15 protein-coding genes, 1 tRNA gene and 1 pseudogene are annotated in these 17,814 nt (G+C 71.0%); 10 read left to right on the top strand and 7 right to left on the bottom strand.

The features are described from left to right. Positions 1-8 precede the first annotated feature (8 nt). From DQ384_RS26560 to DQ384_RS26530, 7 genes are all read left to right on the top strand, one after another. The gene (locus DQ384_RS26560) at positions 9-1,127 is read left to right on the top strand and encodes an HAD-IIIC family phosphatase (RefSeq protein WP_114031619.1); all 1,119 of its coding nucleotides are present in this window, start codon (positions 9-11) and stop codon (positions 1,125-1,127) included. Beyond that, the gene (locus DQ384_RS26555) at positions 1,127-2,668 is read left to right on the top strand and encodes an AMP-binding protein (RefSeq protein WP_114031618.1); all 1,542 of its coding nucleotides are present in this window, start codon (positions 1,127-1,129) and stop codon (positions 2,666-2,668) included. Before DQ384_RS26560 ends, DQ384_RS26555 begins: the two co-directional genes overlap by 1 nt. Before the next feature lie 16 nt (positions 2,669-2,684). Next, entirely contained in the window at positions 2,685-3,929 is a 1,245-nt protein-coding gene (locus DQ384_RS26550; protein ID WP_114031617.1) for an MFS transporter, read from the top strand. 25 nt (positions 3,930-3,954) lie between these two features. Next, the gene (locus tag DQ384_RS26545; RefSeq protein ID WP_114031616.1) at positions 3,955-5,013 is read left to right on the top strand and encodes a MupA/Atu3671 family FMN-dependent luciferase-like monooxygenase; all 1,059 of its coding nucleotides are present in this window, start codon (positions 3,955-3,957) and stop codon (positions 5,011-5,013) included. Further along, positions 5,010-5,984, top strand: coding sequence for a 3-oxoacyl-ACP synthase III family protein (locus DQ384_RS26540; RefSeq protein WP_114031615.1), 975 nt, complete (start codon positions 5,010-5,012; stop codon positions 5,982-5,984). Before DQ384_RS26545 ends, DQ384_RS26540 begins: the two co-directional genes overlap by 4 nt. 2 nt (positions 5,985-5,986) lie before the next feature. Continuing rightward, positions 5,987-7,009, top strand: coding sequence for a hypothetical protein (locus DQ384_RS26535; protein WP_114031614.1), 1,023 nt, complete (start codon positions 5,987-5,989; stop codon positions 7,007-7,009). A gap of 77 nt (positions 7,010-7,086) precedes the next feature. Beyond that, positions 7,087-7,596 carry a flavin reductase family protein gene (locus DQ384_RS26530; RefSeq protein WP_114031613.1) on the top strand — a complete coding sequence of 170 codons (510 nt, stop codon included), beginning with the start codon at positions 7,087-7,089 and terminating at the stop codon, positions 7,594-7,596. A gap of 81 nt (positions 7,597-7,677) precedes the next feature. On the opposite strand, the gene DQ384_RS26525 is transcribed toward DQ384_RS26530, so the two are convergent. Further along, positions 7,678-7,751: transfer RNA gene (locus DQ384_RS26525), tRNA-Lys, on the bottom strand. Positions 7,752-7,847: 96 nt separating this feature from the next. Between DQ384_RS26525 and DQ384_RS26520 the strand changes: the two genes are divergently transcribed. Both DQ384_RS26520 and DQ384_RS26515 read left to right on the top strand, forming a co-directional pair. Further along, a complete protein-coding gene (locus tag DQ384_RS26520; RefSeq protein ID WP_114031612.1) occupies positions 7,848-8,714 on the top strand; it encodes an AAA family ATPase in 867 nt (288 codons plus the stop codon). Positions 8,715-8,798: 84 nt separating this feature from the next. Next, positions 8,799-10,172, top strand: coding sequence for a vWA domain-containing protein (locus tag DQ384_RS26515; protein WP_114031611.1), 1,374 nt, complete (start codon positions 8,799-8,801; stop codon positions 10,170-10,172). Between the two features lie 33 nt (positions 10,173-10,205). Here DQ384_RS26515 and pdhA read toward each other — a convergent pair whose 3' ends face one another. Both pdhA and DQ384_RS26505 read right to left on the bottom strand, forming a co-directional pair. Further along, a complete protein-coding gene (gene pdhA / locus DQ384_RS26510; RefSeq protein ID WP_114031610.1) occupies positions 10,206-11,303 on the bottom strand; it encodes a pyruvate dehydrogenase (acetyl-transferring) E1 component subunit alpha in 1,098 nt (365 codons plus the stop codon). Between the two features lie 225 nt (positions 11,304-11,528). After that, on the bottom strand, positions 11,529-12,293 hold the full coding sequence (locus tag DQ384_RS26505) for a nuclease-related domain-containing protein (RefSeq protein ID WP_114031609.1): 765 nt from the start codon (positions 12,291-12,293) through the stop codon (positions 11,529-11,531). Positions 12,294-12,520: 227 nt separating this feature from the next. On the opposite strand from DQ384_RS26505, the gene DQ384_RS26500 reads away from it, so the two are divergent. Continuing rightward, positions 12,521-13,153 carry a TetR/AcrR family transcriptional regulator gene (locus tag DQ384_RS26500; RefSeq protein WP_114031608.1) on the top strand — a complete coding sequence of 211 codons (633 nt, stop codon included), beginning with the start codon at positions 12,521-12,523 and terminating at the stop codon, positions 13,151-13,153. Positions 13,154-13,208: 55 nt separating this feature from the next. Here the strand turns inward: DQ384_RS26500 and DQ384_RS26495 are convergent, their stop codons facing one another. From DQ384_RS26495 to DQ384_RS26480, 4 genes and pseudogenes are all read right to left on the bottom strand, one after another. Next, positions 13,209-14,354: an acyl-CoA dehydrogenase family protein gene (locus DQ384_RS26495; protein WP_114031607.1), complete on the bottom strand. Its 1,146-nt coding sequence runs from the start codon at positions 14,352-14,354 to the stop codon at positions 13,209-13,211. Beyond that, a pseudogene (locus DQ384_RS26490) lies at positions 14,351-15,528 on the bottom strand (acyl-CoA dehydrogenase family protein). The gene DQ384_RS26495 and the pseudogene DQ384_RS26490 overlap by 4 nt, the downstream one beginning before the upstream one ends. Before the next feature lie 42 nt (positions 15,529-15,570). Continuing rightward, complete coding sequence (locus DQ384_RS26485) at positions 15,571-16,782, bottom strand: acyl-CoA dehydrogenase family protein (RefSeq protein WP_114031606.1); 1,212 nt, start codon at positions 16,780-16,782, stop codon at positions 15,571-15,573. Then, positions 16,782-17,777: a phosphotransferase family protein gene (locus DQ384_RS26480; RefSeq protein WP_114031605.1), complete on the bottom strand. Its 996-nt coding sequence runs from the start codon at positions 17,775-17,777 to the stop codon at positions 16,782-16,784. Before DQ384_RS26480 ends, DQ384_RS26485 begins: the two co-directional genes overlap by 1 nt. Positions 17,778-17,814: the final 37 nt, after the last annotated feature.

Below are 17,814 nucleotides of genomic sequence, written 5' to 3'. Positions count from 1 at the left end.
GCCGTGAGATGGGTTCCGATACGGTCAAGTGCCTGGTGTGGGACCTGGACAACACTCTGTGGCACGGGGTGTTGCTGGAGGACGGAGAGGTCCGGCTCAGCGACGAGATCCGCCGGGTCATCGTCGGACTCGACGAGCGGGGAATTCTGCAGTCGGTGGCGAGCCGCAACGACCACGACCACGCGTGGGGGTGGCTGGAGAAGCTCGGCGTGGCCGAGTACATGGTCCTGCCGCAGATCGGCTGGGGTTCGAAGTCCGCGTCGATCACCGCGATCGCCGACCGGCTGCAGTTCGCGCACAACACCATCGCGTTCATCGACGACCAGGCGACCGAGCGCGCGGAGGTGGCCCTACGGCTGCCCGAAGTCCGCTGCTACCCGGCCGAGGTCGCCACGACCCTCCTCGACCTGCCCGAGTTCAACCCCGCCAAGGTGACCGGGGACTCCCGGCACCGCCGCGCCATGTACCAGGCCAACTTCGCCCGCGAAACGGCACGGTCGGACTTCCCGGGGCCGGACGAGGAATTCCTCCGCACCCTCGACCTGGAGATGCGCGTACGCCGGGCGGACGAGGAGGACCTCGGCCGCGCAGAAGAGCTCACCCTGCGCACCAGCCAGATGAACGCGACCGGCGTGCACTACTCGTACGAGGCGTTGCGGGACCTGCTGTCGGACCCCCGCCACGAGGTGCTCGTCGTGACCATGACCGACCGGTTCGGGTCACACGGAGCGGTCGGCGTCGTCCTGATAGAGAAGCACTCCGAGGTCTGGCACCTCAAGCTGCTGGCGACGTCATGCCGCGTCGTCGCCTTCGGCGCCGGTTCGGTGTTGCTGAACTGGCTCTCCGACCAGGCCGCTTCGGCGGGAGCGCATCTCACGGCCGACTTCCGGCGCACCGACCGCAACCGCATGATGGAGGTCGCCTACCGGTTCGCCGGATTCGGCGACGACGCGTGCCCCTGCGCGGCGGCCCTGCCCGCGGGGACCGACGGCGTGGAACGCCTCCACCTGCTGCCGCAGCGCCGGCCCGCGCCGGACACGATCCTGGTGCGCGCCGTGAATCTGGCCCGTCCCGAACCGGACCTGGTCGAGTGGTTCGCGCGGAGCTCACAGGGGGCGGCGCTGTGATGCCTCAGACGCTGTACGAGTGGTTCGCCCGATCGGTCGAGCGGGTTCCGGACGGGCCGGCACTCGAAGTCGGCGGCGAGGTGCTGACCTACCGGGAACTGCACCGCTGCGCCGAGGCGGTCGCCACGGGCATCCTGGAGGCACACGGTGCCGTACCGGAACGGGTGGCGCTCCTCGCCAACCGCAGCCTGGCGGCGTTCGCCGGTTACCTGGCGGCCCAGCGGCTCGGCGCCGCCGTCGTGCCGCTCAACCCCGGTCACCCGGTGTACCGCAACGAGATCATCTGCCGCGCCATCAAGTGCGACGTGTTGATCGCGGACGAGAACGGTGAGAGCCAGCTCGCCGGCGTCGGCGGCACCGTGGAAACGGTGGTGCGGCTCCAGGACTCCGACGTGCTCGGCGCACGGCCGGGACCGCTTCCCGAGCCGGCGACCACGCCCGGCGACGTGGCCTACGTCCTGTTCACCTCGGGCTCGACGGGAAGGCCGAAAGGTGTCCCGATCACCCACGCCAACGCCTCGCCGTACGTCGCGCGCAACATCGCCCGGTACGAGGTCGGGCCGGGGTGCCGGGTCTCCCACACGTTCGACCTGACCTTCGACCCGTCGGTCTTCGATCTCTTCGTCACGTGGGGCGGCGGGGCGACGCTGGTCTCACCGGCCCGGAGCGAGTTGCTGAGCCCGGTGGACTACCTGGTCGACAACGCCATCACCCACTGGTTCTCGGTGCCCTCGATCGTCTCGGTCAGCGCCAACCTCGACAACCTGCCGACGGGACGACCGACCGCGCTCCGGCAGAGCATCTTCATCGGGGAGCAGCTCACCTACAACCAGGCCACGGCGTGGCGGGCCGTCGCGCCGCAGGCGCGTATCGACAACGTGTACGGTCCCACGGAGCTGACCGTGGCGTGCACGGAGTACCGGCTGCCGGCGGATCCGGGGCAGTGGCCGTCGACGTCCAACGACACCGTGCCGATCGGACCGGTCTACGAGTATCTCGACCACGTGATCGTCGGCGAGGACGGCGCGCCGGCCCTGGAAGGGGAGCTGTGCGTCCGGGGGGTGCAGCGGTTCGCCGGATACGTGGATCCCGAGGACAACCGGGGCCGGTTCCTGGTCTGGAACGGGGACCGGTACGTGCCGGACGAGGGGGCCGCGCCCGGACCGGATCACTACTACCGCACGGGTGACCGTGTGCGGTGGGAGAACGAGGAGTTCGTCCACCTCGCCCGGCTCGACCACCAGGTGAAGATCCGGGGCTACCGGGTCGAGCTCGGCGAGATCGAGGCCGCGATCTTGCGGCATCCGGACGTGATCCACGCGGTGGTCATCGCGATCCGCGACGGCGAGACCGTCCAGCCGGTGGGCTTCTACACGGGGACCGAGGTGCCCGAGCGGCAGTTCGTCCGCTGGCTGCGGGAGCGCCTCCCCATCCACATGGTGCCCCGGCGGCTGCATCACCGTGATTCTCTCCCTCTCAACGCCAACGGCAAGGTCGACCGGAACTCGTTGCGGGACGACGTAATGTCCGGAACCGGATGATTGGTCCGCATTCCCCATGTCATTCCTCAAGGACGTGATCCCTCCCGCCGGGATCGTTCGACTACTGGCGATCAGTAATCTGGCCAAGACGACGGCGCACGGCATCCTCATGACCATCAGCGTGCTGTACTTCACCCGGGTGATCGGCATCGCACCCGAGCGGGTGGGGCTCGCGCTGACCCTGGGCGCCGCGGTCGGGATGTTGTCCAGCGTCCCTGCCGGACGGCTGGCGGACGTCAGAGGGCCGCGCGCCGTGACCATCACGATGCTGGCGTTGCTGGGCGTCGCCGCCTGCGGTTACGCGCTCGTCTCCGGGTTCGTCGGACTGGTGGTGGCCGCCGCCGTCGTCCTCGGGTTCGAGTCCGCGTCCCACGCGGCTCGCGGGGCGTTGCTGGCCGGCCTGCTGCCGGGTGCGGCGCGGTCGCACGCGCTGGCCCACATGCGCTCGACGGCCAACATCGGGGTGGCCCTGGGATCGGTCGCGGGCGGCCTGGGCCTGCTCTTCGACTCCCGGGCCGGCTACATGGGCCTGCTCATCACGGCCGGCGTCCTTTACACCACGGCCGGTCTGGCCTTCCTGCGGGTGCCTTCGGTGCCGGCGACCGGAGCCGGCCCGAAGGAGGGGCCGTCGTGGGGGGTCCTGCGCGACCTCCCGTACGCCGCGGTGTCCTTGGTCAACAGCGTGCTGGTCATGAGCGACGCGGTCCTCGTGGTCGCCATGCCGGTATGGATCAGTCAGCAGACGACGGCGCCGCCGTTCTTCCTCACGGTGATGCTGCTCGTCAACACGGCGGTCGTCATCCTGTTCCAGGTCCGTGCGAGCAAGGGGAGCGAGGACGTCACCGGCGGCGTACGGGCCTGGCGGAGGGCCAGCCTGGCGCTCGCCGCCTGTTGCGCGATCTTCGCCGCGTCCGCCGGGCAGCCGGTGTGGGTGGCGTGCGCGCTTCTCCTGGTCGGGACGCTGGTCCACGTCTTCGGCGAGATGCTGCACAGTGCGGGCGCGTGGTCGTTGAGCTACGGACTCGCTCCCGAAGGCGCCCAGGGGCAGTACCAGGGATTGTTCGAGATGTCCACGCAGCTCGGCTCCATGATCGCGCCCGTGGCCGTCACCACGGTGCTTGCGGCGATCGGCGGCATGGGCCTGCTGGTGTGGGCCGGCGTGTTCCTCGTCGCGGGAATGATCGCGGCGCCGATCGCCCGCTGGGCACAGCGCACCCGGATCGGACCAGTGGAAGCCTCGGTAACGGCCGCCGACGCCTGAACTTCGCGACTTGAAAGAGGTCAAGATGGATTTCAGTCTTTTCTATTTCGCCGACGACAGCACCCCGGGTGAGGGCAGGTACAGGCTCCTCCTGGAGGGCGCCCAATTCGCCGACACCCATGGATTCAGCGCGGTGTGGACCCCCGAGCGTCACTTCCATCCGTTCGGCGGGCTGTACCCCAACCCCTCCGTGACGAGCGCCGCCATCGCCGCCGTCACGAACCGGGTCGGGATCCGCGCGGGCAGCGTCGTCGCGCCACTGCACCATCCGCTCAGGATCGCCGAGGAGTGGGCGGTCGTCGACAACATCTCCGGCGGACGGGTTGGCATTTCTTTCGCGTCCGGCTGGCACGCCAACGACTACTCGCTCAGGCCGGAGAACTATGCCGACCGTAAGCGGCTGCTCGGGGAGTACGTCGAGACGGTGCGGAGCCTCTGGCGGGGTGACGCCCTGACGGTGACGAACGGTGTGGGCGAGCCGGTGGACGTGCGGATCTATCCCCAGCCGATCCAGCGCGACCTGCCGATCTGGGTGACGAGCGCGGGCGGGGTGGAGACCTTCCGCCAGGCCGGCCGGCTGGGCGCCGGTGTGCTCACCCACCTGCTCGACCAGGATCTCGACACCCTCGCCATGAAGATCGCCGAGTACCGGAAGGCGCTCATCGACCGTCCGGACGCCGACGAGTGGCCGGGGCATGTCGCGCTGATGATCCACACCTACCTGGACGACGACGAGGACACGGCCCGCGAGATGGTCCGTCCGCCCCTGTCGGAGTACATGCGAAGCTCGCTGGGGCTGCTGACGGCGTCCCAGCTGGACGGGCGGCGCAAGGTGGACCTCTCCCGGTTGTCGGCCGAGGACACCGAGTTCCTGGTGGGGCAGGCCTTCGACCGCTACTACGACCACGGCCTGCTGGGCACCGTGTCCAAGGCGCAGGGCGTCATCGAGCAGTTCCGCGCCGCCGGAGTGGACGAGGTGGCGTGCCTCATCGACTTCGGCCTGCCGGCGGATTCGGTGCTGTCGGGGCTGACCAGGCTGGACCGGCTGCGGCAGGCGTCCCAGACCGGCGGCGAGAGCCGATGACCATGTCACGGGGCGGGCTCGTCGACTTCGAGGTCGCGTTCCCCCAGGGCCGGATGACGGTCCAGCAGATGCACGAGTGGTCCGGCGTCTCGATACCCGAGATCCTGGAGATCACGCACTGCCAGGAGTTCCCCGTGCTGGGACCGGACGAGCAGGCGTGGGAGCTGGCGGTCGACGCCGCCGCCACCACCCTCGACCGCACGGGGACCGATCCCGGATCGATCAGCCGGGTGATCTACGCGGGAGCCGGCTACTGGGACGCCCCCGCCTGGTCGCCCGCCGCCAAGGTGGCCGACGAGCTGGGCATCACCCGGGCGCACTGTTTCGAGGTCACCAACTTCTGCAACGCGCTGACCGTCGGGATGCGCATCGCCGTCGACGGGCTCACCCCCGGCTCCGACGAGCGCGTCCTGGTGGTCGCGGCCGAACGGTTCGCCCACGCGGTGGACCGCCGCGACCCCGACTCCAAAGGCCTGTTCAACTTCGGAGACGCGGCGTCCGCCGTGCTCGTGGGCGGTTCACACCACTCGTTCGCGTACCTCGGCTCGTCGGCCCGGACCGACCCGCAGTGGTGCGACTACTTCATCGGCGACTACCACGACACGGGCGTCTACACCCGCCGGCGTGGGCACCGGAAAGGACTCTCCGACACATACGTGAACAACTTCGTCACGCTCGTCGGGGACACGCTCGACGAGATCGGCAGGAAGCAGGACGACGTGCGCTTCCTGCTCATCAACCAGAACGACAAGAACATCCAGGACCGCCTCCTGACGACACTGGATCTGCCACCGGAACGCAGCGTCTACAACCACTCGGAGCTCGGCCACATGGGGTGCTCCGACACGCTGATCGCACTGCGCCGGTTGTGGGACGGGGGTGCGCTGGACACCGGGGATCTGGTGTTGCTGGCGACCAGTGGCGCCGGTTTCAGCTGGTCGGTGACCGCACTCGAGTATCGGGCGGGGTAGCGATGGCGCTTTCGGTGGTGGTGGCGGACGATCTCGGGGACGTGGGGGCCGACGAGCTCTACGAACTCGACGCGAACGTAGGGGCCCTTGGGTGCCGCGGCAGGCTGGTCCAGCACTCGGACGATCCCCGCTGGGAGCCGCGCTACGTCATCGTGCGGGACGGTTCACGGCTGTGCGCGGCGGTGCCCGTCTTCCTGGGGCTCGGCACCGAGTGGTCGGACCAGATCCACTCGCCCAAGGAGTGGGGGCTTGACGAGTCACCGATCCAGGCCAAGAGCGCCCTGGTCGGCGGGCGCCTGGAGATCCGGGGCAGCCTGCGGTGCGTGGACGAGCCGGAGGTGTTCCGCTCGGTGCTCGACGGGTGTGCGTCGATCTCCGAGCTTGACGGACGCGAACTGTTCCTCGGCTATCTCGACGAACGGCAGCAACGGCTCGCCGAGGCGATCTTCGGTCCGATGGAGTGGCTGGTCGAGTACGACGACTTCGTGTACCCGGAGGAGATCGTTCTCGGCTCGCTCGCCGACGTCCCCCGCAACGTACGGCAGACGATCCGCCACGGCGAGCGCCAGATCGCCGAGCATCAGATCAAGGCGGAAACGGTGCCGTGGCAGGAGTACCGCGGCACCGCGTGCGCGCTGATCGCGGAGCACAACAAGCGCATGGGCATGGTCGACCACCCGGCGCTCGTCCGCTATCGGATGGATCAGTGGGACGAGTGCGACGAGGTGAGCGTGTCCGTCGTGCACGCCACCGCCGGCGGTGAAGAGGGAGCCGCGGAGGGAGCCGTCACCCTTCTGACCTACCGGGACGAGCTGGAGGTGTACGAGGTCGGGCTGCCCGGCGAGGACGGCCCCGGCAGACGGGCGTTGTACGCATGCCTGACATTTCACGAACCAAGGCGGATCGCGCAGAGCCTTGGAGTGAAGACGGTCAGAGCCGGCCTCGACGCCGGTCGGCCGAAGCGGTTGCGAGGTGCCCAAGCAGTGACGCGCCGATGCGGCAGGGCGCTGCGCCCACCCCTTTGAGAGCTGAGGCGATGATGCGCTCGATGAGCCAAAGTGTGGGTGTGGGTTTGCCGGGCGGAAGGCTCGATGGGGCCGGCATGTCCACGGGCCACCCGTACGGCGACGGGCATGTGGACAGGCAGCGGCTTCGGTCGGTGCTCGGCAGACTGCCCACCGGTGTGGTGGCGATCACGGCGCTCGAACCGGGCACCGGCGAGCCCTGCGGCCTGGCCGCCAACTCGTTCACCTCCGTGTCGCTGGACCCGCCCCTGGTCGCCTTCTGCGTCGCGCACACCAGCACCAGCTGGCCTCGAATCCGGCACGCCGAAACCCTGACCATCAACGTGCTCGCCGAGCACCACCAAGGGGTGTGCCGGCAACTGGCCGGCAAGGGCGGGGACAAGTTCGCCGGAATCGAATGGTCCAGCTCCCCCGGCGGCAACCCGATCATCGACGGCACCCTGGCCTGGATCGACTGCTCGATCGACGGCGAACACCTGGCAGGTGACCACATGATCGTCGTCGCGAAGGTGCGGCACCTCGACGTCAACGACGACGGCGGACCTCTGGTCTTCTTCCGCGGCGGCTACGGCGGCTTCCGCGCCTGACCCCTCGGGCCGAAAGGCTCCAGCAGGGGCGGACCATCTCTGGGCAGCCTCACATCATGGAGGCTGCCCAGAGATCCTGAGTGCGCCGCCAGGGACTCGAACCCCGGACCCGCTGATTAAGAGTCAGCTGCTCTAACCAACTGAGCTAGCGGCGCTGGAAGCAGGACAAGATTAGCGCACCCTGTGGGCGTCATCGTACGCATCGGGCGGGTTAGGCTAGAACATCGTTCGGGTCGAGGACGGGAGTGCCGATGGCGTCGTGGTTCAGCTCGCCCGCCGAGGCCAGGGAGCGGCTCGCCGGAGTGGGCTACCTCGCCGGGGACGGCGTCGCGACGCCCGTCTTCCTCGCGGCGGCGCTGGGCAAGCCGTTGCTCGCCGAGGGGCCCGCAGGGGTGGGGAAGACGCAGCTCGCCAAGGCCGTCGCGGCGGTGACCGGCGCCGAGCTGATCCGCCTGCAGTGCTACGAGGGGCTCGACGAGGCGCGGGCGCTGTACGAGTGGAACTACAAGAAGCAGCTCCTGCGGATTCAGGCGTCCGGCGGACAGGGGTGGGACGAGACGCACGACGACATCTTCAGCGAGGAGTTCCTGCTGGAGCGGCCGCTGCTGCGGGCCATCCGCCGGGCGGAGCCGACCGTGCTGCTGATCGACGAGATCGACAAGGCGGACGTCGAGGTCGAGGGCCTGCTGCTGGAGATCCTTTCCGACTACCAGGTGACGATCCCCGAGCTGGGCACGATCACGGCCGTGACCAGGCCGTACGTCGTGCTGACGTCGAACGCGACGCGGGAGCTGTCGGAGGCGTTGAAGAGGCGCTGCCTCTACCTGCACCTGGACTACCCCTCACCGGAGCGCGAGCGGGACATCGTGCTCGCCCAGGTGCCGGGCATCGAGGCCGCCCTGGCGGAGAAGCTGGCCCGTACGGTGGCCGCGCTGCGGGCGCTGGAGCTGAAGAAGTCGCCGTCGATCGCCGAGACCGTCGACTGGGCGCGCACGCTGCTCGCGCTCGGCAGCGCCGACCTGGACGAGCGTACGACCGCCGGCACGCTCGGCGTGGTGCTCAAGCACGCGTCCGACCAGGCCCGCGCGGCCAAGGAACTCGGACTGGCCGCCGGCTGACGCGACCGGTCCGGCCGTCCCTGGTTCGACCGTCCGCGAGTCCGAAGGTCCCCGGGGTCGACGGTTCCAGAAGGAGGTGGCCGGGTGGGGTTGCTTGAGCGGCACGCCGCGTTCGTCCGGGCGTTGCGGGCGGCCGGGATGCCCGTGTCGGTGGCCGAGGGGCTGGACGCGGCGCGGGCCATCGGCGTCGTCGACCTCGCCGAGCGCGAGACGCTGCGTGAGGCGTACGCGGCCACGCTGGTCAAGCGTCCCGCGCACCGGCCGGCCTTCGACGCGCTGTTCGACCTGTGGTTCCCGCCCGTGACCGGCGCCGCCTCCGCCGTCCCGCCGCGCGAGGACGGACCGGACGCCGCGAGCGCCGATGTGCCCGAGCTGAGGCGGCGGCTGGCCGGTTTCGTCGTTGACGGCGCCGCCGCGGCCGGTGATCCGGAGTTCACCAGGTTCGTCCGCGCGATGGTCGAGCGGTTCGGCCGCCAGCCCGCCGGTCCGGGGCGCCAGGCGTGGTTCTCCTACTCGGTGCTGCGCGCCCTGTCCCCCGGCACGCTCATGGCCGGCATGCTGGGCGACGTCCTGGGCGGCCAGGAGCGCGGCGGGATGGCCGAGAAGGTCGCCCGGCGCCGCCTGGAGGACGGCCTCGCCGCGTTCGAGGACGCCGTGGCCTCGGACGTGCGCAGGAGGATCGCCGAGGACTCCGGCATCGAGAAGATCGCCCGCGCCGCCGTGAAGCCGCCTCCCGACCAGGTGGACTTCCTCAGGGTCACCAAGGCCGATCTGGCCGCGTTGCGCCGCGAGGTGTACCCGCTGGCGCGCCGCCTGGCCACCCGGCTCACGATGAAGCACAAGCTGGGCAGAAGGGGCAGGCTGGATTTCAGGCGCACGGTCCGGGCGTCGCTCGGCACGGGCGGCGTCCCGCTGGCGACCCCCATGCGCCCGCGGCGCCCCCACAAGCCGGAGCTCGTGGTCCTGTGCGACGCCAGCGACTCGGTGTCGGCGTTCTCCCACTTCACGCTGCTGCTGACGTACGCGCTGCGCGAGCAGTTCGCCAAGGTGCGCGCGTTCGCTTTCGTGGACACGGTCGACGAGATCACCCGCTTCTTCGCGCCCGGCGCCGACGTGGTGGACGCGATCACGCGGATGACCCGGGAGGCCGACATCACGCGGTTCGGCCGCAGCGACTACGGGCGCGCGTTCGAGCGGTTCGCCGAGAAGTACGGCGACGCGATCGGCCCGAAGACGTCCCTGCTGATCCTCGGCGACGCCCGCTCGAACTACCAGCCCCCCGCCCTCGCCACCCTGAAGCGCCTGGCGGGCGAGGCTCGGCACGCGTACTGGCTGAACCCCGAGCCGCGCGCCCAGTGGGACACGGGCGACTCGGTGGCGACGCCGTACGGCGGCGTGGTCGAGATGATCGAATGCCGCAACCTGACCCAGCTCGCGGCGTTCATCGAAGACCTGTGAGGGACCGCCCGGCGGCCGCGGCCATGACCGGAATCACTCCGAAGAGTCACCGAACCCTTCCAGATACGCGGCGTACTGGAGGCGTTCCTCCTCGACGAGGCGGTGGTGGTCGACGTAGACGTGGTCGAACATGGCCATCGGGTCCGGGTCGGGCATCTCCAGGCAGCGCTTGCGGACGTCCCGGCCGAGGTCGTCGGCCTCGGCGTCGATCTCGTGGAAGAACTGTTCGTCGGCGAGGTCGTTGGCCATGAGGTACGCCCTGACCCGGGCGAGGGGGTCGCGCGACCTCCAGGTCTCCAGTTCCTCGCGCAGGCGGTAGCGGGTCGGGTCGTCGGAGGTGGTGTGGGCGCCCATGCGGTAGGTGTACGCCTCGATGAGCATGGGGCCGGCGCCGGAGCGGGCGGCGGCCAGGGCCTTGCGCGTCACGGCGAGGCAGGCGAACACGTCGTTGCCGTCCACCCGGACGCCGGGGAATCCGAAACCGTCCGCGCGGCGGTGCAGCGGGATGCGCGACTGCCGCTCCATCGGCGCCGAGATCGCCCACTGGTTGTTCTGGCAGAAGAACACCACCGGCGCGTTGAACGCCCCCGCCCACACGAACGCCTCGTTCACGTCCCCCTGCGAGGTGGCGCCGTCCCCGAGGTAGGCGAGGACGGCCGCCTCCGCGGCGTCGCGCTGGATGCCCATCGCGTACCCCACACCGTGCAGGGTCTGGCTGCCGATGACGATCGTGTACAGGTGGAAGTTGTGCTCGGCGGGGTCCCAGCCGCCGTGGTTGACACCGCGGAACATGCCGAGCAGGTCCACCGGGTCGACGCCGCGGCACCAGGCCACGCCGTGCTCGCGGTAGGTGGGGAAGGCCATGTCGGCGTCGGTGAGCGCCCGGCCCGACCCGATCTGGGCGGCCTCCTGGCCGAGGCAGGAGGCCCAGAGGCCGAGCTGCCCCTGGCGTTGCAGGGCGACCGCCTCCTTGTCGAAGCGGCGGACGAGCACGAGGTCGCGGTAGAGGGCCGTGACCTCGGCCGGGGTGAGGCTCAGCTCGTAGTCCGGGTGGTGGCGCAACGTGCCGTCCGGCGCCAGCAACTGGACGTACTCGGAATCAGCCTGTGTGCCCGGCCTCGTCGGCTCCATGTGCGTGTGCCTGCCTTTCACTCATCCGATCCCCGGCGTGTGCGCCGCGAGACGGGACCGAGCGAGGCACGGCGCGGAATCAAGCACGACGATCTCGTCGCCGGGCACAAATATAGCCAGCCTCGGTGAGGACGCGCTGGAAACATCCCTCGCAGCGCCCGGGCCGCGCGGCGAGAGCACGCGACCCGGGCGCGCGCGGGTCAGAGCACGCGTCCCGGGCGCGGGTCAGACCATGCGGCGCAGGATGCGCGCGGCCGTGCGGGCCAGGACCTCCACCTGCTCGTCGGTCAGCTCGGCGTGCGCGTCGCCGAGGATCCACTTGGAGGCCTTGCGGGGGAGGAACAGTGTGAGCCCTTCGGCGCTCACCGCGGGTCCGGTCACGCGACCGCCGTGGACGACGAGCAGCGGCGAGATGTCGACGGGTATGCCCGACTCCTTCGAGAGCAGCTCGCCCATGGACGCGGCGGCCTCGACGAGCGGTTTGGACACCGACGCGCCGGACCGCTCGCCGAAGAACAGCTTGCCGCCGTACGCCGCGATGTGCGTGTCGGGGGGCCATGCCTCGTTGTCGACGATCCAGACGCCGCCCGGCCCGATGACGAGGTGGTCGATGGACGCCTTGCCCGGCACGGCGCGGCCGTCGAGGACGCGGTACCCGTGCTTGCCGAGCCCGCGGCGCAGGAGCCTGCCGGTGCGGACGGCGCCGCTCCGTTTGCCGCGCCAGACGGCGGTGGCCTCGAACATCCGCCAGGAGATGAAGGCGTCGACGCCCCACACGGCTCCGCCGCCGAGGACGCCGATGAGGAAGGGGACCGGGAAGGACCGGTAGAACGCGAGCGCGGTGATGAGGACGAAACCGGCTCCGGCCATGATGTGACGCCTACGGCGGCGTTCTGACCTGGTCTCGCGCCAGCGGAGCTCGTACATCACCGATGGTGAGCCCCATTTGAACTTGTCGTCCTGCGGCACGTAGATGGACCCATTGGGCACCTGAAACCCCCACGATTTCGGGCTCAGTCGGATTACGTTTGATGGATACCCAACCCGGGGCTCCAACCTGTCAAAAGGTTATGTAAGTACGCCACCGACGCCACAGCGAGGACGTGTGGAATGTCCGTCAGGAGGCATTCCTGGGCACTCGGGAGACGAATGTCACAGCCAGCCGACCGACCAGTCGGTACGCTGAGGGCGGACCGACATTCAGGGAGGCCTGCGAGATGAACGGCTCGGCGGCGGGAACGCCCCGGGAGAAGGACGAGCCCGTGCGCCAGCGGCTGCTCGGGGCGGCGACGCGGCTGTTCGCCGACAAGGGGTTCGAGGGCACGTCGGTGCAGGAGATCGTGGCGGCCGCCGGGGTCACCAAGGGCGCGATGTACCACTATTTCGGGTCGAAGGATGACCTGCTGCGCGAGATCTACGCCCGCGTGCTGCGCATGCAGACCGAACGCCTCGACCGGTTCGCGGACGCGCCGGGGCCGGTCGCCACGCGCGTGTACGACGCCGCCGTGGACGTCATCGCGACCACCATCGAGAACCTCGACGACTCCAAGATCTTCTTCCGCTCGATGCACCAGCTCGCGCCCGAGACGCAGCAGGCCGTGCGGGCCGAGCGCCGCCGCTACCACGAGCGGTTCCGCGACCTGGTGGCCGAGGGGCAGCGCACCCGGGTCTTCCGCGACGACGTGCCCGCCGACCTGGTGGTCGACTTCTTCTTCGGCTCCGTCCACCACCTGGGGCTGTGGTACCACGCCGAGGGGCCGCTGTCGGGGGTGGACATCGGGCGCCACTTCGCCGGGCTGCTGCTCACCTCGCTGCGCCCGGTCGACGGTCCCGGGCCGGCGTCGGGCTGACCCGGGATCCGCACACGCGCACGTCCCTCGTGAACCGCTCCTCGTCGACAGGCCGTCAGGAGCCGGGCGGCGCAGGGATGCCGGCGAGGGCGGCCAGGGCGTCGCGGTGGTCGCCCGGCGTGCCGAGCGCGATCTCGTCCGCCTTCGCGCGCTTGAGGTAGAGGTGCACGGGATGCTCCCAGGTCATGCCGAGGCCGCCGTGCATCTGCACGCACTCCTCGGCCGCGCGCACCGCGACCGTCCCGCACCACGCCTGCGCGACCGCGACCGCCGTCGTCGCCTCGTCCGCGGCGGCGCGGTCGTCCGAGCGTTCCATGGCGGTGGCCAGCGCGTCCGCGGCGTTGCGGGCGGCCGCGCGCGCCTGCACGATCTGCGTCCACAGGTCGGCGAGCCGGTGCTTGAGCGCCTGGAACGAGCCGATGGGGCGGGCGAACTGGTGCCGCTCCTTGACGTAGGCGACCGTCGTCGAAAGGCACCATTCGGCCACCCCGAGTTGCTCGGAGGCCAGCAGCCCCGCGCCGAGTTCCAGCGCGGCGCGCAGCGGCGCGAGACCGGCGGAGACGGGCGTGGCGGGGGCGCCCTCCAGCGTCACGGTGGCGATCGGGCGGGTCAGGTCGAGCGACACGACCGGCTCCACCCGGACGTCTGCGGCGGCGACCGCGTACAGCGTCCGTCCCGCCGGGACGAGAAGCACGTCGGCGGTCTCGGCGCCCGCGACGGCCGGGACTCGCCCGCTCAGCACGCCGCCCATGGCCCGCACCGGCCACAGCGCCCCCACCCCTTCGGGCGCGTGGAAGGGCACCGCGTACGGAGGGAGGGCGAAGGACACCGCCGGCGCGGCCGTGGCGTCCCCCGAGGCGAGCGCGGCGAGAAGCTCCTCCGCCGCGTCCGACCGGGCGGCGAGCAGGGCGCGCGTCGCCATGACGGAGCTGGTCAGGAACGGCACGGGCGTGACCGCGCGCCCGAGCTCCTCCAGCACGACGGCGGCCTCCCGGGCGGAGGCGCCCGCGCCGCCGTACTGCTCGGGGATCAGCAGCCCGGCCGCGCCGATGTCCCGGGCCAGCGACTTCCACAGGGCGGCGTCGTACGGCGAGGCGGTCTCGGCCCTGGCGAGCACCGTGGCGGGCGGGTACCTGTCGGCCAGCAGGCCGCGCACCGCGGCCCGCAGTTCCTCCTCGACCTCGGAGTACAGCAAGGTCATCTCGGCAGGTCCTTCCACGGGACGTTCTTGTCGGCGCGGGGTTCGGCGGGCAGGCCCAGCACCCGCTCGGCGATGATCGTGCGGAGGATCTCGGACGTGCGCCCTCGATCGAGTTGCCCTTGGCGCGCAGGTAGCGGTAGCCGGGACCGCGGCCGAAGAAGTCGACGGACTCCGAGCGCCGGAACGTCCAGTCGTCGTACGCCAGCCCCTCCTCGCGGCGCATCTCGACGTCGAGGCCGGAAAGCTCCTGGTTGAGCCGGGCGAACGCGAGCTTCATGCCCGACCCTTCGGGCCCGGGGGCTCCGGCGGCGAGCTGTTCGCGCAGCCGCGCCCCCGCCAGGCGGGTGACCTCCGCCTCGACCCACAGGCCGAGCAGGCGCTGGTGCAGCGCGTGGGTGCGGACCTCCGGCCGCTCGCGCCAGGTCTGCAGGACCGCGCCGACCATGCCCCCGCCGCGCCGCACCGGCGAGCCGCCGATGGCGACGCGCTCGTTCATCAGCGTGGTCTGGGCGACGCGCCAGCCGTCGCCGACGGCCCCCAGCCTGAGCGTGTCGGGGAGCCGCACGCCGGTGAGGAAGACCTCGTTGAACTCGGCCTCGCCGGTGATCTGGCGCAGGGGGCGCACTTCGACGCCGGGCGCGTGCATGTCGCAGACGAAGTACGTCAGGCCCTGGTGTTTGGGCACGTCCGGGTCGGTGCGGGCGACGAGGATGGCCCAGCGGGCGTGGTGGGCGCCCGACGTCCACACCTTCTGCCCGTCCACCACCCATTCGTCCCCATCGCGCACCGCACGGGTGGCCAGGGTGGCGAGGTCGGACCCGGCGCCGGGCTCGCTGAAGAGCTGGCACCAGATCTCCTCGCCGGTCCACAGCGGGCGCAGGAAGCGCTTCTTCTGCTCGTCGGTGCCGAAGACGAGGATGGTGGGCGCCGCCATGCCGAGGCCGATGGCCAGCTTGCCGTAGTCCTGCTGCGGGGTGCCGGCGAGCTCGCGGTCGACGGCGGACTGCCACTCACGGGGCAGGCCGAGGCCGCCGAGCCCTTCGGGGAAGTGCACCCAGGCGAGGCCCGCGTCGAAGCGCGCCCCGAGGAACTCGGCCGGGGGCAGGGCCTCCGGGTCCTGGGCGGCGAGGAACGCGCGGGCGCGCTCGGCGAGGCCCGCCTCATCGACTGTCACGAAATTTGCCTCCAAATCGCTCGGACACGACCCCGGCCCTCCTCACTCGGCGGGCATGTGCTTCTTGAGCTCCCGGTACGCCAGGGACCGCTTGTGCACCTCGTCCGGCCCGTCCGCCAGCCGCAGCGAGCGGGCTCCCGCCCACAGGCCCGCCAGCGGGAAGTCCTGGCTGACGCCCCCGGCGCCGTGCACCTGGATCGCCTTGTCGAGGATCCACTCCACCTCACGCGGGGTGGCGATCTTGATGGCCTGGATCTCGGTGTGCGCGCCCCGGTTGCCCACCGTGTCCATCAGCCAGGCGGTCTTGAGCACCAGCAGGCGCAGCTGCTCGACGCGCACCCGGGACTCGGCGATCCAGTCCTGGACGACGCCCTGCCGGGCCACCGGCGTCCCGAACGTCGTGCGCGACAGGGCGCGCGCGCACATCAGCTCGATCGCCCGCTCGGCCATGCCGATCAGCCGCATGCAGTGGTGGATGCGCCCGGGGCCGAGCCGCGCCTGCGCGATGCCGAACCCGCCGCCCTCCTCGCCGATGAGGTTGTCCACCGGGACGCGGACGTCCTCGAACAGCAGCTCGGCGTGCCCGCCGTGGTCGGCGTCGGTGTACCCGAACACGCTCATGCCCCGCCGGACGGTCAGCCCCGGCGTGTCGCGCGGCACCAGCACCATGCTCTGCTGCCGGTGCGGCGACCCCTCCTGGGAGGTCTTGCCCATGACGATGAAGACGGCGCAGCGCGGGTTCATCGCCCCGGAGGCGAACCACTTGCGTCCATTGATGACGTACTCGCCGCCGTCGCGCACGATCGACGTGGAGATGTTCGTGGCGTCGGAGGACGCGACGTCCGGCTCGGTCATCGCGAACGCCGAGCGGATCTCGCCGTTCAGCAGCGGCTCCAGCCACGTCTTGCGCTGCCACTCGCTGCCGAACATCGCCAGCACTTCCATGTTGCCGGTGTCCGGCGCGGCGCAGTTGGTGGCGGTGGGCGCGATGCGCGGGCTGCGGCCCATGATCTCGGCCAGCGGAGCGTACTGGAGGTTCGTCAGGCCCGCGCCGTGCTCTCCGGGCAGGAACAGGTTCCACAGGCCGCGCCGGCGTGCCTCCTGCTTGAGGTCCTCCATCATCGGCGGGGAGCTCCAGCCGCTCTCGGCGGCCTGCCGCTCGAACGCCTCCTCCGCCGGGTACACGCACTCGTCCATGAAGGCGGACAGCCGCTCGCGGAGCTCCTCGGTGGTGGTGTCGAACGCGAAATCCATCAGCCCTCCTGGGACTCCAGCGCGCGCAGCCCGTGGGCCACGAGCGGCGCGACGTGCCCGCCGACCTCCTCGAACCCCTCCCCGACGGTCAGGCCCCGCGTGTATCGGAAGTGGATGCCCTCGGCGATCACCGCGAGCTTGAAGCAGGCCAGGCCGACGTACCAGCCGAGGCGGGACAGGTCGAGGCCGGTGCCGCGCGCGTACGTCCCGGCCAGCTCGCCGGACGGCATGTGCTCGCCCGCCTCCCCGGCAGCCCCGCCCTCGCCGATGTCGAGCGCCTCGAAGTCGGCGTAGAGGAGGAAGAGCGCGAGATCGGTGAGCGGGTCGCCGAGCGTGGACATCTCCCAGTCCAGCACGGCGCGCACCCGGCCGCCGGCGATGAGGGTGTTGCCCAGCTTGAAGTCGCCGTGGACGATCGCGTGGCGCTGCGTGACGGGCATGTCGTCGGCCAGCAGGGCGTACAGGCGGTCGATGCCGGGCAGCTCGCGGCTGCGCGAGGCGTCGAGCTGGCGCTTCCACCGCCGGACCTGGCGCTCCAGGAAGCCGTCCGGCCGTCCGAAGTCGGCCAGCCCGACCCCGGAGGGGTCCACCTCGTGCAGCCGGGCGAGGACGGCCGCCAGCTCGGCCTCGATGGCGGGCGTCACCGGCGGCTGCCCGCCGTCGACGTACTCCATGACGTAGAACGGGGCGCCGACGACCTCGGGGTCGTCGCACAGGTGGTAGGTGCGCGGCACGGGCACGCCGGTGTCGCGCAGCGCGGTCATCACGCGGAACTCGCGGCCCATGTCGTGCGCCGTGGCGAGCACGTGCCCGAGCGGCGGGCGCCGCACGACGAAGCGGCGGTCGCCGTCGCGCACGAGGTAGGTCAGGTTGGACTTGCCCCCGTGGATGACCTCGGCCGCGAGCGGGCCCCCGGACAGGCCGTGCGAGGCGAGGTGGTCCTTGAGGCGGTCGAGGTCCAGGCCCGGCGGGCTCGTCTCGATGTTCGCGGGCATCGCGCTCCTCAATCGTGCCGGTCCTCGAAGCGTACCG

This window comes from Sphaerisporangium album (assembly GCF_003323745.1).
GTDB classification, from domain to species: domain Bacteria; phylum Actinomycetota; class Actinomycetes; order Streptosporangiales; family Streptosporangiaceae; genus Sphaerisporangium; species Sphaerisporangium album.
This window is presented reverse-complemented; position numbering and strand designations above follow the sequence as displayed.